Annotated in this window: 14 protein-coding genes; 12 read left to right on the forward strand and 2 right to left on the reverse strand. The window is 65.0% G+C overall.

Annotated elements, in window-relative coordinates:
- Window positions 1-88: 88 nt before the first annotated feature.
- The 5 genes from FFS21_RS20330 (at window position 89) to FFS21_RS20350 (ending at window position 4,260) form a co-directional block, all read left to right on the forward strand.
- Window positions 89-523 carry a DoxX family protein gene (locus tag FFS21_RS20330; RefSeq protein ID WP_137926595.1) on the forward strand — a complete coding sequence of 145 codons (435 nt, stop codon included), beginning with the start codon at window positions 89-91 and terminating at the stop codon, window positions 521-523.
- Entirely contained in the window at window positions 520-2,130 is a 1,611-nt protein-coding gene (locus FFS21_RS20335) for an MFS transporter (protein WP_137926596.1), read from the forward strand. The genes FFS21_RS20330 and FFS21_RS20335 overlap by 4 nt, the downstream gene beginning before the upstream one ends.
- 26 nt (window positions 2,131-2,156) lie before the next feature.
- Window positions 2,157-2,435: a XapX domain-containing protein gene (locus FFS21_RS20340; RefSeq protein WP_137926597.1), complete on the forward strand. Its 279-nt coding sequence runs from the start codon at window positions 2,157-2,159 to the stop codon at window positions 2,433-2,435.
- Window positions 2,419-3,609 carry a porin gene (locus tag FFS21_RS20345; protein ID WP_137926598.1) on the forward strand — a complete coding sequence of 397 codons (1,191 nt, stop codon included), beginning with the start codon at window positions 2,419-2,421 and terminating at the stop codon, window positions 3,607-3,609. The genes FFS21_RS20340 and FFS21_RS20345 overlap by 17 nt, the downstream gene beginning before the upstream one ends.
- A 270-nt stretch (window positions 3,610-3,879) precedes the next feature.
- A complete protein-coding gene (locus tag FFS21_RS20350) occupies window positions 3,880-4,260 on the forward strand; it encodes a response regulator transcription factor (protein WP_249359514.1) in 381 nt (126 codons plus the stop codon).
- A 4-nt stretch (window positions 4,261-4,264) separates the two neighbouring features.
- On the opposite strand, the gene FFS21_RS20355 is transcribed toward FFS21_RS20350, so the two are convergent.
- Window positions 4,265-4,975, reverse strand: coding sequence for a response regulator transcription factor (locus tag FFS21_RS20355; protein WP_137926599.1), 711 nt, complete (start codon window positions 4,973-4,975; stop codon window positions 4,265-4,267).
- Between the two features lie 320 nt (window positions 4,976-5,295).
- Window positions 5,296-5,535 carry a hypothetical protein gene (locus FFS21_RS20360; RefSeq protein ID WP_137926600.1) on the reverse strand — a complete coding sequence of 80 codons (240 nt, stop codon included), beginning with the start codon at window positions 5,533-5,535 and terminating at the stop codon, window positions 5,296-5,298.
- Between the two features lie 451 nt (window positions 5,536-5,986).
- Between FFS21_RS20360 and FFS21_RS20365 the strand changes: the two genes are divergently transcribed.
- The 7 genes from FFS21_RS20365 (at window position 5,987) to FFS21_RS20395 (ending at window position 13,460) form a co-directional block, all read left to right on the forward strand.
- The gene (locus tag FFS21_RS20365; RefSeq protein WP_171020459.1) at window positions 5,987-7,108 is read left to right on the forward strand and encodes a branched-chain amino acid ABC transporter substrate-binding protein; all 1,122 of its coding nucleotides are present in this window, start codon (window positions 5,987-5,989) and stop codon (window positions 7,106-7,108) included.
- Window positions 7,109-7,177: 69 nt separating this feature from the next.
- Complete coding sequence (locus tag FFS21_RS20370) at window positions 7,178-8,107, forward strand: branched-chain amino acid ABC transporter permease (RefSeq protein WP_137926602.1); 930 nt, start codon at window positions 7,178-7,180, stop codon at window positions 8,105-8,107.
- Window positions 8,094-9,302 (forward strand): branched-chain amino acid ABC transporter permease, encoded by a 1,209-nt coding sequence (locus FFS21_RS20375; RefSeq protein ID WP_137926603.1) that lies wholly within the window; start codon window positions 8,094-8,096, stop codon window positions 9,300-9,302. Before FFS21_RS20370 ends, FFS21_RS20375 begins: the two co-directional genes overlap by 14 nt.
- Complete coding sequence (locus FFS21_RS20380; RefSeq protein WP_137926604.1) at window positions 9,299-10,081, forward strand: ABC transporter ATP-binding protein; 783 nt, start codon at window positions 9,299-9,301, stop codon at window positions 10,079-10,081. Before FFS21_RS20375 ends, FFS21_RS20380 begins: the two co-directional genes overlap by 4 nt.
- Window positions 10,078-10,797, forward strand: a complete 720-nt coding sequence (locus FFS21_RS20385) for an ABC transporter ATP-binding protein (RefSeq protein WP_137926605.1) — start codon at window positions 10,078-10,080, stop codon at window positions 10,795-10,797. Before FFS21_RS20380 ends, FFS21_RS20385 begins: the two co-directional genes overlap by 4 nt.
- Window positions 10,798-10,821: 24 nt before the next feature.
- On the forward strand, window positions 10,822-12,120 hold the full coding sequence (locus FFS21_RS20390) for an amidase (RefSeq protein WP_137926606.1): 1,299 nt from the start codon (window positions 10,822-10,824) through the stop codon (window positions 12,118-12,120).
- A gap of 32 nt (window positions 12,121-12,152) precedes the next feature.
- Entirely contained in the window at window positions 12,153-13,460 is a 1,308-nt protein-coding gene (locus FFS21_RS20395) for a M20 family metallo-hydrolase (protein ID WP_137926607.1), read from the forward strand.
- The last annotated feature ends 41 nt before the right edge of the window (window positions 13,461-13,501 follow it).

Genomic DNA, 13,501 nt, shown 5'->3' on the forward strand with positions numbered 1-13,501 from the left:
CCCTCACCCCCAGCTCCTCTCCCACTTCGCGGGAGAGGGGAGCAAGAAACGCCTCACCCGATTTTCTGAATTCCCCGGAGACCCCGCCATGCCCCCTTCCTCATCCTCGCTGGCGGTAGCCGGCGGTCATCAGCGGCACCTCCTCCGCTGGCTCCACTGGCTCGCCCTGCTGCTGCTCTGCGCGGCCTATCTGCAAGGCGGACTCGTCAAGCTGTTCGATTTCCCGGGTGCCGTGGCCGAGATGCAGCACTTTGGCCTGTCGCCTGCGGTGCCGCTGGCTGCCGCCACCATCGCACTCGAACTGGCTGCACCGGCCATGATCCTGCTCGGCGTCTTCCGCTGGCTCGGCGCACTCGCGCTGGCGGCTTTCACGTTGGCCGCAACGTTCATGGCAAACCGCTTCTGGAGCGCACCGCCCGAAGCCGAATTCATGCTGATGAACGCGTTCTTCGAGCATCTCGGTCTCGTGGGCGCCTTCATCCTCGTGGCCTGGCATGACCTGAACCAGCGGGGCCGCGCATGACGCAGGCCACCGCGACCGCCAAGCCGGCAGGATCGTTCGCGCCGCTGGCGCAGCCCACGTTCGCCGTGCTGTGGGTAGCCACGGTGCTCGGCAACGTCGGCAGCTTCATGCGCGACGTGGCCAGCGCCTGGCTGGCCACCGATCTTTCGTCGTCGCCCGCCGCCGTCGCCACCATCCAGGCTGCCGCTACGCTGCCCGTCTTCCTGCTGGCGATTCCGGCCGGCGTACTCTCAGACATCCTCGACCGCCGACGCTTTCTGATCGCCATCCAGTTCCTGCTGGCGGGTGTCAGCGGCACGCTGGCGCTACTTTCGTGGCAGAACGGGCTGACCATCGAACTGCTGATCGGCCTGGCCTTCGTGGGCGGTATCGGCGCAGCGATGATGGGACCGACGTGGCAATCCATCGTGCCGGAACTGGTGCCATCCAACACGCTGCGGCAAGCCGTGGCGCTGAACGCGCTCGGCGTCAACATCGCACGCGCCATCGGCCCCGCCACGGGCGGCCTGCTGCTGGCCGGCTTTGGCGCGGCAGTGACGTATGGCGCGGACCTCGTCAGCTATATCTTCGTGATCGGCGCACTGGTGTGGTGGAAGCGTCCGAAGCAGGCCAGCGATCCGCTGCGCGAGCACTTCTTCAGCGCCTTCCGCGCCGGGCTGCGCTTCACACGCGCGCACAGCAAACTGCACATCGTGTTGCTGCGCGCGGCGGTGCATTTCGCTTTCGGCAGCAGTGTCTGGGCGCTGTTGCCGCTCGTCGCCAAGCAATTGCTGCACGGCGGCGCCGGACTCTATGGCGTGCTGCTTGGCGCCGTGGGTGCGGGCGCCATCGTCGGCGCGCTGACGATGCCTGCATTGCAGAAGAAGCTCGATAGCGACGGCGTGGTGCTTGCCTCGGCCATCGCCACGGCTGCCGTCATGGCGGGCCTGTCGTTTGCGCCACCGGTCTGGCTGGCGCTGCCGCTGCTGCTGGTGCTCGGCGCCGCATGGATCATGGCGCTGACCACGCTGGGCGGTGCCGCGCAGGCCATCCTGCCGAACTGGGTACGTGGCCGCGCGCTGGCGGTGTACCAGATGGTATTCAACGGCGCGCTGGCTGGCGGCAGCCTGCTGTGGGGTTTCGTGGCGCAAGCCATGGGCACGCCCCATGCGCTGCTGATCGCGGGCATCGGGCTGGTGGTGGCGGCGATATTGCTGCATCGCATCCGCCTGCCGCGCGGTGAGGAAGACCTGGCACCTGCACGCCACTGGGCCGAACCCGAGATGGCCGACGAGATCGCGCATGATCGTGGCCCCGTCATGATCCTGATCGAGTACTGCATCCCGGCTGCCAGTCGCGACGCGTTCCTGCGCGCCGTGCATGGCCTCTCCGAAGAACGCCTGCGCGATGGCGCGTTCAGTTGGGGCGTAATGGAAGATCCTACCGATCCGGAACTGCTGACCGAATGGTTCCTCGTCGAATCGTGGGCCGAGCACATGCGCCAGCACCGTCGCGTGCCCAATGCCGATGCCGATCTGCAGCGTGGCGTGGCGGGCTTCCACGTGGGCACCGAGCCGCCGCGTGTGCGCCACCTGCTGGGCGTGGGACTGCCGCCGGACGCACGCTGATCCTTCACAACATATCGATAGCCACCATGAAAATCTATCTCGTCTCCCTCGGCGCCGGCGTGCTCGTCGGCATCATCTATGCGCTGATGCAGGTCCGTTCGCCTGCGCCGCCCGCCGTGGCCTTGCTCGGCCTGCTGGGCATGCTGATCGGCGAACAGGTCGTGCCGCCGATCAAGCGCATGATCGCCGGCGAACCGGTCACGGCCGCGTGGTTCCACTCGGAATGCGTGCCGAAGATCACCGGCACGCCGGGCCCGCTGGTGGCATCGAACGAGAAGAAGGATGGCGATGCGTCGGCACATTGAAGGATTGCATTCCCGACGGTTTGCTCCCCTCTCCCGCGATATTTGCTCCCCTCTCCCGCTCGGCGGGAGAGGGGCCGGGGGAGAGGGCAAGCGCCTGCGTCTGCTGCTAACCGTTCTCGCCGCACTACCGCTTCCCGCCCTCGCCAGCACCGTCACCCTCTACGGCCGTCTCAACACCGCCATCGAGTACTCGCGCGCCAGCACGGCCACCGATGGCACCTCGCTCGGCAGCGTAGTGCGCCAGACCAACTACCGCTCCGTCTGGGGCCTGCGCGGCGAGGAAGACCTCGGTGGCTCGCTCAAGGCGCTGTGGCAGATCGAAAGCAACCTGTCGATCGACAACGGCCAGGGCGGCATTGCCACACGCAACTCGCGCATCGGGTTGCAGGGCGATTACGGCCTGCTGTTCATGGGCCACTGGCATACGCCGTACACCGAATCGACGATGGCCTACGATCCGTACTACCCCACCACCGCGGGGTATATGGCGCTGATCGGCAATGGCTCGACCTCGACGTCGGACAACGTGCAGGACACCAGTTCGTTTGACCGGCGCCAGAAGAACATCGTGCAATACCGCTCGCCGCAGATGGCCGGCGTCAGCGTCTGGCTGGGCTGGGGATTGCCCGAAGAAAAGACCACCGTGCCGCGCAATCCCGCGCTCTATTCGGCGGCCGTGGTCTACGACAAGGGACCGCTGAACGCGACTGTCGCCTACGAGATGCACCAGCACTATCAGGCGGCAGGACGCAATGACGATGCGATCAAGGTCGGCGTGGCCTATCAGTTGTTCAAAGGCACGCGCATCTCGGCACTCTACGAACACCTGCACTACCGCACCGATACCGGTGACCTGCAACGCAATGGCTATTACGCGTCGCTGGTGCAGCAGATCGGCGTGGGCAGTTTGCGGCTGGGCTTCGCGCTTGCCGCCAACGGCACGGGCTCGTCCACCGATACCGTCGGGTTCTTCCGCAGCGGTTCGCAAACGGGCGCCACGCAATTCACGGTGGGCTACGACTATCCGCTGTCCAAGCGCACGGCGCTGTTCGCGTTCTACAGCCGCATCAACAACAAGCGCAATGCCGTGTATGACTTTGCCATCAACGAACTCGGCGTCAGTGCCGGTGCGGATCCGCAGACCTTTGCACTCGGCATGCGGCACAGCTTCTGACATGATTGGCGGCACCGCTGGGCACGCTCCATCGTGAACTCATACCATGGTATGAATCTGCGCTGAATCGTGGCGGAGTCGTTCCGAAGCGCATATCCTTGTGCGGCTTTTGCGTGCGGGCGGGCCCTGCGGAGGGTCTCCCGCCAGTCAGCGGAGGGGCTTCCGGCGCCCTGGCAATACCACCGTATGATTGGGGGCAGGAGCCACCCGGATTATGCTGCGAGCAAGCGGTGAGCTGTATCGCCGCTCAAGACTATTCAAGGAACGCGTGTGACTGCCATCCCCATGATTGCCATCGTCGATGACGACGCTTCAGTCAGGCATGCCATCGGACGACTGGTGCGCTCCCTCGACATGGCTGTCGAACTCTATGGCGGCGGTCCGGAACTGCTGCAATCGCCGTTGCTGGCGGATATCGCCTGTGTCATCACCGATGTACAGATGCCGGTCATGAACGGCTTCACGCTGTGCGAGACCCTGCGTGCGGCCGGACACAAGATGCCGGTGATCTTCATGACCGCCTTTGCCCACGAAGGCTACGAGCAGCGGGCCCGCGCCGCTGGTGCCACCTGCTTTCTCAGCAAGCCGTTCCAGGACACCGATATCCTCGACTGCATCGAGAACGCCCTGAAGTCCCGTCCGGAAGATTGATGCGCTACGCCGTAGCCTGACGCTGGCCGGCACCCACCGGCTGGACGTGCGGGATATCGTCGGCCTGCACCAGGCCCAGTGTCTGCGCCATGATGATCAGTTCGGCGAACGTGCGGGCCTGCATCTTGCGCATGGCCTGTCCGCGATAGATCTTGACGGTGGCCTGGCTGATGCCGAGGCTGTCGGCCACCTGCTTGTTCATCAGCCCGCGCACCAGCAGTTGCATGACTTCCTGCTCGCGGCCGGTCAGTCCGCCAAAGCGTTCGCGCAGTTGTCGCGTCTGCGACGTGGCCTGACGGCGCTCGCGATCGCGCTGCAGCGCCTCGTTCACTGCGTCGAGCAGGTCCTGTTCGCGGAAGGGCTTGGCGATGAAGTTGACGGCGCCGGCCTTCATCGCCGCCACGGTCATCGGCACATCGCCGTAGCCCGAGATAAAGACGATGGAGGCACGCTTGCCCGCGTCGTTCAGTTGATGTTGCAGGTCGAGTCCGCTGGCGCCGCGCAACCGTACATCGAGCACGATGCAGGTGGGCCGGTCCGGGAATCCATGGGCAAGCAGTTCCTCGCCCGATGCAAACGATGCCGTGGCGAGTCCGATCGAGCGGAACAGGCCAGACAACGCATGCCGCACGTCGCGGTCGTCGTCCACGACCAGCACCACGCCATCCCCTTCGTCGATCCCGTCGGCGGCATCGTCAAATTGTTCGCTCAACATGGCGGCCCTGCCGTTCATCGCAACTCTCACTATGCATCTGGTGTGACATCCTGCCCGGCTCCGGGGATCTTCCCGAGGCACGCAGCGCGTGGCGCAGGCGGGCGGACAGGCTGCGGCGGATAAGCCGGAGCTGCATAATGACGCGACGAAATAACGCGGGCCACTGATAGGTAAGCGCCCGCCGCCGACGTGAATCCGCCCTACGCGAGGCGGATTATCAATGCTTTTTCAGATTTTGCAAAACGCCAGGCGTCATCGGCATGGACGCCGACTGACTGCACCGCGATGGCGTCCTCGATACGACGAGGCACGTCGGGTGACTACAGCGCCTCCAGCGCGCGGCTCAACGTGTAGGCGGCACGCACGGCCACGTCGAATGAACGGTCACAGGCCAGTTCACGTCCCGCGACGGTGATGCGCCAGAAATCGCGGTTGCGCTCGCAGTTCAGGCGATGTTCTTCCATCTGGTCAGAGAACCAGCGCCACAACCGCGCATCCTGCGTCAGGGCCGACGCAGCGGCGCGCAGGCGAATCACTTCGAGTCCGGCAGATTGATCCATGTTTTCCCCCTTGGCGGCACACTCGCGCGCCCTGTGAGCCAATAGTAGGCAGGCGGGCCCCGCCTGTGCATTGCCCGATGGCACAACCCTGGTAGCGCACTCGCATGCCGGCCTTATACGAAGGGATGATTGCGGCCCTTGTCCGCTACTTCCGTTCCCGGTTCCTCCAGTGCGGCGCACCGCGAGCGTGCCCGATGCGCGCCGATCGGGCATGCCGCGCACCGCCAGCCCGCACCACAAGAGGAAAAACCGTCCGCCACCCTCCCTCAGCACTAGGGGTTAGCGATATTTGCGGTCTGGCATGGGCATTGCATAGGATTCAAGTGACTTGAATACGGTGCAGAAGACTTTCCGCATCGGTTTGGGTCCCGACCATGTCGTCCAACCCAGGGGGAAGAGAGTGCGCAAGCAACAAATCGCAGTAGCCGCCGCCGTGGCAGCCGCCGCCGGCATGGCCTTGATGGCCGCGCCCGTGCAGGCCAAGGAAGTCGTCAAGATCGCGTTTGTGGGTCCGCTGACCGGTGGCGTGTCGTCGATCGGCCTCGGTGGCCGCAACTCGGCAGACCTGGCCGTGCGCCTGCGCAATGCCGATCCGAAAGCCAAATACACCTACGAACTCGTGGTCCAGGACGACGAGTGCCGCCCGAACGTGGGCGTGCAAGTGGCCACCAAGATCGCAGCAGACAAGTCCATCGTCGGCGGTGTGACCCACTTCTGCTCCGCCGTGGCAATGGGCACGGTAGGCGTCTACAACCGCTTCGGCATGCCGGCCGTGGTGTGGGGCGCGGTGCTGCCCGAAGTCACCTACGGCAACAACTTCAAGGAGATCATGCGTGTCAACGGCACGATGATCAACCAGAGCGAAGTGGCCGCCAAGTTCATGACGGGCCTGGGGTACAAGAAGTGGGCGATCATCCACGACACCACGGACTACGGCAAAGGCCACAACAAGTACTTCAGTGAATTCCTCAAGAAGGACGGCGGCACCATCGTCGGCACCTTTGGCGTGACCGCCGACCAGCAGGACTTCACCACGGAGCTGACCAAGATCCGCGAACTCAAGCCGGACGTGGTCTATTTCGGCGGCCTCACGCCGCTGGGCGTGCGCATCCGCACCCAGATGGAGAAGCTCGGCATCAAGGCCCAGTTCGAAGGCACCTCGGGCATCAAGTCCGACGCCTATATCGAAGGCGTGGGCAAGCCGCTCTCCGAAGGCTCGCTGGCCTTCATCGAAGGCGCCCCGCTGGAAAAGCTGCCAGGCGGCCAGTTCTTCATGGAACGCTACACCCAGCAGAAATACGGCGAGCCGCCCGAAGCCTACGGCCCGTTCGCGTTCTCCGCAGCCAACCTGATCATGGATGCCGTGGAGAAGGTAGGCCCGGACCGCAAGAAGGTGCGTGACATGCTCAACGGCACCAAGGACGTGGACACCATCATCGGCAAGGTCACCTTCGACGAGCACGGCCAGAACATCGTGCCGCTGATCACCAAGTACGTGGTGGAAGACGGCAAGTGGGTGATCTGGGAAGACAGCGCCTATGGCCGCGGCAAGAAGAAGCTGTCCGGCCTGTAAGCGTTGCGTCCGGGCAGCGCGCAACGTGCGCCGCCCGGACCGTGCCATCCGGAATTCGGGGGAAAGCGAATGAGTGTATTGGGGCAGTACGTATTCAACGGGCTGATGCTCGGCATGATCTACGCGATGGTCGCCGTGGGGTTCACGTTGTTCTTTGGCGTGCTCGACGTGATCAAGTTCTCGCACGGCGACGTGCTGATGGTGGGCGCTTTCGCCGGCCTGGCCGCCTCGGCAGGCGTGGTGGCGCTGCATGTGGAGTCGCCGCTGCTGCAGTTGCTGGCCGTGGTGGTATGCGCCGTGGTGGTGACCGGCCTGCTCGGTGCCGGCATTGCGCGATTGCTCATCCTGCCGCTGCGCCGCGCGCCGCCGCTCAACACGCTGCTGGCCACGCTGATGCTGGGCACGGTGCTGCGTGAAGCCGTGCGCCTGTTCTACCCCGATGGCTCGAACCCGAAGCCGTTTCCGGCTTTGCTGCCAAGCGGCCAGTTCTCGCTCGGCGCACTGACGCTGCGCGTGGACAACCTGATCCTGCTGGCCGCCGGCGTAGCCATCATCATCGGCGTACACCTGCTGATCACCCGCACGCGCTTCGGCATGGCCATCCGCGCCGTGGCGCAGGACGGCGAGACCGCAAGGCTGATGGGCATCAACTTCGAAGTGGTGGTGCTGGCCACGTTTGCGCTGGGCTCGGCCATGGCCGCGCTGGCCGGTGTGATGAACGGCCTCTACTACAACGAAATCAATTTCAATGTGGGTCTGCTGCTGGGCGTGATCGGCTTTGCCGCCGCCATTCTCGGCGGACTGGGCAACCTCTACGGCGCCATCCTGGGCGGCTTCCTGTTTGCCGCGTTGCAGGTGCTCGGCAGTGCCCTGCTGCCTGCACTGGTACCCGACATTCCCAGCGCCTACAAGGACGTGTTCGCCTTTGCCGTGGTCATCGTGCTGATGGCCTTCAAACCGACCGGACTCATCGCGGAGAAAGCCAGTGAACGTGTCTGACAACGTCTCTCAACCGATCACGCCATCCGCCGCAGAGACTGGCGGCCTGCGTCGCCGTCCGGCCGCCGTGCTCGCCATCGCAGCCGTGGCGTTGGTCGCCTATCTGTACTTCTTCCTGCATGCTGAATCGCAGATCGCCGTTGGCGTGCTGCTGGCCGTGGCCGTGGTGGCGTTGTTCGCAGCCGGAAAGCTGGGGCTGGTGAAAACCGTCGAACAAGCCGCCGCACATCGTCCGGGACAATCGCGCCTCTGGGCACTGGGCGGTACGCTCGCACTGATCGTGCTGTTCCACGAGAGCCACTTCGTGCTGCTGATGCTGTGCGCGGTGCTGCTCTACACCACCGCATGCCTGGGCCTGACCGTGCAGTTCGGCTTTGCCGGTGTTTCGAACTTTGCCGGTGCGGCGTTCTTCGGTATCGGCGCCTACACCACCGCCGTACTGGCTGCGCACACGCCAATCCCGCATCTGCTGGTGATCGCCCTCTCGGGCATCGCGGCAGCGGTGATCGGCTCGCTGCTGATCGCGCCAGTGCTGCGCACACGCGGACACTACGCCGCGCTGGTGACCATTGCGTTCGGCATCCTGTTCAAGACCTTCCTCGAAGTCAACGACGTGCTCGGCGGCCCGCAAGGTTTGCAGGTGCCCGGCATGACGCTGTTCGGCTTCCAGTTCAACGAGGGCGTGACGCTGTTTGGCGTCGACATCTCGTTTTATGCGAGCTACGCGCTGCTGAGTCTGCTGATCTGCGCCGGTACGTTCGCAATCGTCAAGGCGCTGGAACGGTCGTGGGTGGGCCTGGCCATGGACGTGGTGCGCACCGATGAAACCGCTGCGGCCACGTTCGGCCTGCATATCGCGCGCTGGAAGGTCATCGCCTTCATGCTCGGCAACTTCTTTGCCGGGGTGGCCGGCAGTGTCTACGGCATGGTCACCGCGTTCGTGGCGCCCAACAACTTCACGTTCGCCGACTCGCTGCTGATGCTGTCGATCGTGATTCTGGGCGGCCTTGGCAATGTGGTGGGCCTGGTGCCCGCCGCCATCATCGTGCTGGTGCTGCCAGAGAAGCTGCAGTTCATCCAGGAATACCGCTTCCTGTTCTACGCGGCGCTGGTCATCGTGATCCTGTTGTTCCGCCCTGATGGCCTGATGCCCCGCAAGACGCGGCTGTTCTTCCCGCGAAAGGATGCGCAATGAGCCACGCAATGATCGAGGTACGCGACCTGACGATGCGCTTTGGTGGGCTGACCGCGCTGGACAAGCTGCAGTTGGAGATCCATCGCGGCGAGATCCTTGGCCTGCTGGGGCCCAACGGCTCCGGCAAGACTACGTTCTTCAATGTCCTGACCGGCATCTACAAGGCCACTGCCGGCACCATCACGCATGACGGCGAGCAGGTCATCGGCAAGACGCCGCAGCAGATCTACCGCAGCGGCGTGGCGCGCACGTTCCAGCGCTCGCGGCTATCGCTGCCGCTGACCGTGTTCGACAACATCGTGATCGGCGACTACCAGAACATGAGCCACGGTCTTGTGTTCAACCTGTTCCGCCGCAAGGCGTTCAAGGCCGAATACGACCGCTATGTGGAATCCGTGCTGGAACTGCTGAACATCTTCAGTCCGCCGCTGGCGGCGAGACTGTTCGAACCGGTGGAAACATTCACCATGATCGACCGCCGCCGTATCGAGGTGTGCCGCGCGCTGCTGAGCCGCCCGCGCCTGCTGCTGCTCGACGAACCCTCGGCAGGCATGACGCATGACGAGACCCACGAACTGATGAACGACATCCTGCAGGTGCGGGGCAAGTTGAAGGACCTGTCCGTCGTGCTGATCGAACACGAGATGAACGTGATCGAGCGGATCACGGATCGCTGCATCGTGCTGAACTATGGCAAGAAGATTGCCGAAGGCACCTACGCAGAGATCACCGCCGACCCCGACGTGCAGACCGCCTACCTGGGAGAGGAAGCCGCATGAGCCAGAGTGACACCACACTGCGCGTGGAAGGGCTGACCACGGGCTATGACAAGGTCAACGTGCTGCACGATGTGTCCATCGAGGTGCCGCCGGGCAAGATCACCTGCATCCTCGGCGCCAACGGCGCGGGCAAGAGCACGCTGATCCGTTCGATCCTCGGTCTCACGCCGCCGCGCAAAGGCCGCATCCTGTGGGATGGCGACGACCTCGCGGGCGAGAAGACGCACAACATCATCGCGCGCGGCATTGCGTGCATCCCGGAAGGCCGCAAGGTGTTTCCGCGCATGACCGTCGCCGAAAACCTCGCGCTGGGCGCTTTTCTCGAAGCGAATCCCGCCACGGTGCGCGAACGCATCGCCAATGTCTACGAGATCTTTCCGCGCCTGCGCGAGCGGTCTGGGCAACTCGCGGGCACGATGTCAGGCGGCGAACAGGCGATGGTGTCGATTGGCCGTGGGCTGATGGCACAGCCTCGCCTGCTGGTAATCGACGAGCCTTCGCTCGGCCTCTCGCCGCTGTACGTGAAAGAGAACTTCAAGGTCATCCAGCAGATCAACGCCCTGGGCATGACCGTGCTGCTCGTCGAACAGAACGCGCGCCAGACGCTGGCCATCGCGCACCACGGCTATGTGCTCTCGCAGGGCCGCGTAGTGGCGCAAGGTACGGCACAGGCGCTGCGCGAGAACGACGAAGTACGCGCAGCGTACTTCGGCTGACCCACGGATTTGAGGCAGACGATCATGGACGATTTTCTCGATTTTCCGGTACGCACGCTGGCCACGATGATCGCGCAGCGCGATCTCACGGCGGAGGCTGTGACACGCGCGGCGCTGGCCCGCATCGCGTCGCTGGAGCCGGGCATCCTGGCCTGGCAGCACGTGGACGCCGATGCCGCTATTACACAGGCACGGGCCAACGACACCGTTGGCGGCACTGCCGCGCTGCAGGGCGTGCCCATCGGCGTCAAGGACCTGATGGATACGATCGACATGCCCGCGACCTATGGCTCGCCGATCTATCGCGGGCACCGGCCAACCATCGACGCGGCTGCCGTGGCGCTGGCACGCGATGCCGGTGCGGTGATCGTCGGCAAGACGGTCACCACCGAATTCGCCACGTTCCAGCCCGGCCCCACGCGTAACCCGCGTGCGCCTGCGGATCGGCCTCATACGCCGGGCGGCTCGTCGAGTGGTTCGGCCGCTGCCGTAGCGGCTGGCATGGTGCCGCTCGCGTTTGGCACACAGACCGCAGGCTCCGTGATTCGCCCCGCTTCGTATTGCGGCGTGGTCGGCTACAAACCCACGCATGCCACCTTGCCGTTGGCTGGCATCAAGCCGCTGTCGCCGAGTCTCGACACCGTGGGCGTGCTCGCGCGCCGTGTGGACGATGCCGCGCTGTTCATCGGTACACTGGCCCGCGATGCATCGATTGCCAACGCGACACTGGCCCAGAAGACATCGCTGCGCATCGGCGTCTGCCGCACACCGCACTGGGAGCGCGCTGGCGCCGATGCACGTGCCGCGCTCGACACCGCGGTGCGCGCACTGGAACGCGCGGGTGCCACTGTCCATGCATTCGACCTCCCCGCTGCCTGCGATGGCCTGACCGAGGCACAGATGGACATCATGGCCTTCGAGGCTGTGGCCGCCTTTGCACCCGAAGCGCGCAATCCATCGGCACAGTTCAGCGCCGCGTTCGTTCGACAGCTCGAAGCCGGACGTGCCGTATCGGGCGAGCGTTTTCACGCGGCACTGGCGCTGGCCGAGCGTGCACGGCTGGCACTGGCCGATGCCCTGGCAGGGTTCGACGCCATCCTCGCACCCAGCGCGGAAGGCGAAGCGCCTGCGGGCCTGCAAGCCACGGGCGACCCGATCTTCTGCCGCATGTGGACGCTGCTCGGCACGCCGTGCGTGCATGTGCCGACGGGTACCGGTGTCACGGGCATGCCGGTGGGTGTGACCGTCACCGCCGCGCGCCATGCCGATGCACGCGTACTGGCCGTTGCCCATCAACTTGAGATGTCGCTGCAAGCGCGATAAGCGCCTGCCTTCCACGCATTCCGGAGCACAGATTGAATTTCACCGACTCGCCTTCCGCGCACGCAGAGATTGCAGGTACCGTACAGGATCACGTCGATGCCGCGCGACTGGCCGCATCGATGGCCGCGCTGGCCCGCTTTGGCGGACGCGATGATGGCGGCGTCTCTCGCGAGACGCTGACCGATATCGACCTTGCCGCACGTCGCCACTTGATCGAACAGGCACGCGCACTCGGCTGTGAAGTCAGTACCGACGATTGCGGCAACCTGTTCTTCCGCCGCCCCGGTCGCGAAGACCTGCCTCCGGTGCTCACCGGCAGCCATGCCGATACCCAACCCGTCGGCGGCAAGTACGACGGCGCCTATGGCGTGTTGGCCGGACTCGAAGTCATCGCGGCACTTAACGCTGCCGGTGTAGAAACCCGGCGACCCATCGAGGTGGTGTCGTGGACCAACGAGGAAGGCAGCCGCTTCGGTCCCGGTGCCATGGGATCGAGTGCATTCGTCGATCCCGGTCGGCTGGCCACCTATCGCGACGCGGTGGATCCGGCTGGCGTGCGCTTTGGCGACGCACTGGATGCCGCGCTCACTGCCAGCGCCGATGTGCCGCGCCTGCCCATGCCGCGCCCGATGGCGGCCTGCGTCGAACTCCATATCGAACAGGGACCGGTACTCGAAGCCGCGAATGTGCCGCTGGGCGTGGTCACCGGCATCCAGGCCGTGCGCTGGTTCCGCGTGGACTGTGCCGGCACGATGGCCCATGCAGGCACCACGCCAATGGCCGTGCGACGCGATGCCATGGCCGTGGCCGTCGCCATCGCACAAGAGCTTTACGCGCTGGCACCGCGCGATGCCGCAGCAGGCAGCAACGAGTTGCGCCTCACGCTGGGCCGCTGGACCGTAGCGCCCAACTCGGTGAACACGATTCCGGGCCATGTGTCGTTCACGGTGGACATGCGTTGCCTCGATGACGCTGCGCTGGACCGCGCCGAAGCCGCACTGCGCGCTGCGTGCGTGCGTCATGCACAGGCGAGCGATGCCGTCACCGTGGAGCGATTCTTCCATCGCACGCCCACGCATTTTCCCGGCACCATGCTCGATGCGATCGAACGCGCGTGCACACGCGCCAGCGAACAGGCGGGCCGGGCCATGCCGATGCGGCTGACATCGGGCGCCTTCCACGACGCCATGTATCTGGCCGACCATTGCCCCACGGCGATGATCTTCGTCCCGAGCAAGGGCGGCATCAGCCACAATGCCGCCGAAGACACCGACGCTACCGAACTGTTCCTCGGGGCGAAGGCACTGGCTTACACTGTCGCGGAACTGGCCTGCCGCTGAAATCCCCGAGGCTCCGGCGCCCGGCCTCCGCCCCCAACGAT

The organism is Cupriavidus sp. 2SB (genome assembly GCF_005503625.1).
Taxonomy (GTDB): Bacteria; Pseudomonadota; Gammaproteobacteria; order Burkholderiales; family Burkholderiaceae; genus Cupriavidus.

Excerpts from the sequence above, each read along its gene's own strand:
- FFS21_RS20330 (WP_137926595.1), top strand. The coding sequence starts at position 89 with ATGCCCCCTTCCTCATCCTCGCTGGCGGTAGCCGGCGGTCATCAGCGG.
- FFS21_RS20335 (WP_137926596.1), top strand. The coding sequence starts at position 520 with ATGACGCAGGCCACCGCGACCGCCAAGCCGGCAGGATCGTTCGCGCCG.
- FFS21_RS20340 (WP_137926597.1), top strand. The coding sequence starts at position 2,157 with ATGAAAATCTATCTCGTCTCCCTCGGCGCCGGCGTGCTCGTCGGCATC.
- FFS21_RS20345 (WP_137926598.1), top strand. The coding sequence starts at position 2,419 with ATGCGTCGGCACATTGAAGGATTGCATTCCCGACGGTTTGCTCCCCTC.
- FFS21_RS20355 (WP_137926599.1), bottom strand. The coding sequence starts at position 4,975 with ATGTTGAGCGAACAATTTGACGATGCCGCCGACGGGATCGACGAAGGG.
- FFS21_RS20360 (WP_137926600.1), bottom strand. The coding sequence starts at position 5,535 with ATGGATCAATCTGCCGGACTCGAAGTGATTCGCCTGCGCGCCGCTGCG.
- FFS21_RS20365 (WP_171020459.1), top strand. The coding sequence starts at position 5,987 with ATGGCCTTGATGGCCGCGCCCGTGCAGGCCAAGGAAGTCGTCAAGATC.
- FFS21_RS20370 (WP_137926602.1), top strand. The coding sequence starts at position 7,178 with ATGAGTGTATTGGGGCAGTACGTATTCAACGGGCTGATGCTCGGCATG.
- FFS21_RS20380 (WP_137926604.1), top strand. The coding sequence starts at position 9,299 with ATGAGCCACGCAATGATCGAGGTACGCGACCTGACGATGCGCTTTGGT.
- FFS21_RS20385 (WP_137926605.1), top strand. The coding sequence starts at position 10,078 with ATGAGCCAGAGTGACACCACACTGCGCGTGGAAGGGCTGACCACGGGC.
- FFS21_RS20390 (WP_137926606.1), top strand. The coding sequence starts at position 10,822 with ATGGACGATTTTCTCGATTTTCCGGTACGCACGCTGGCCACGATGATC.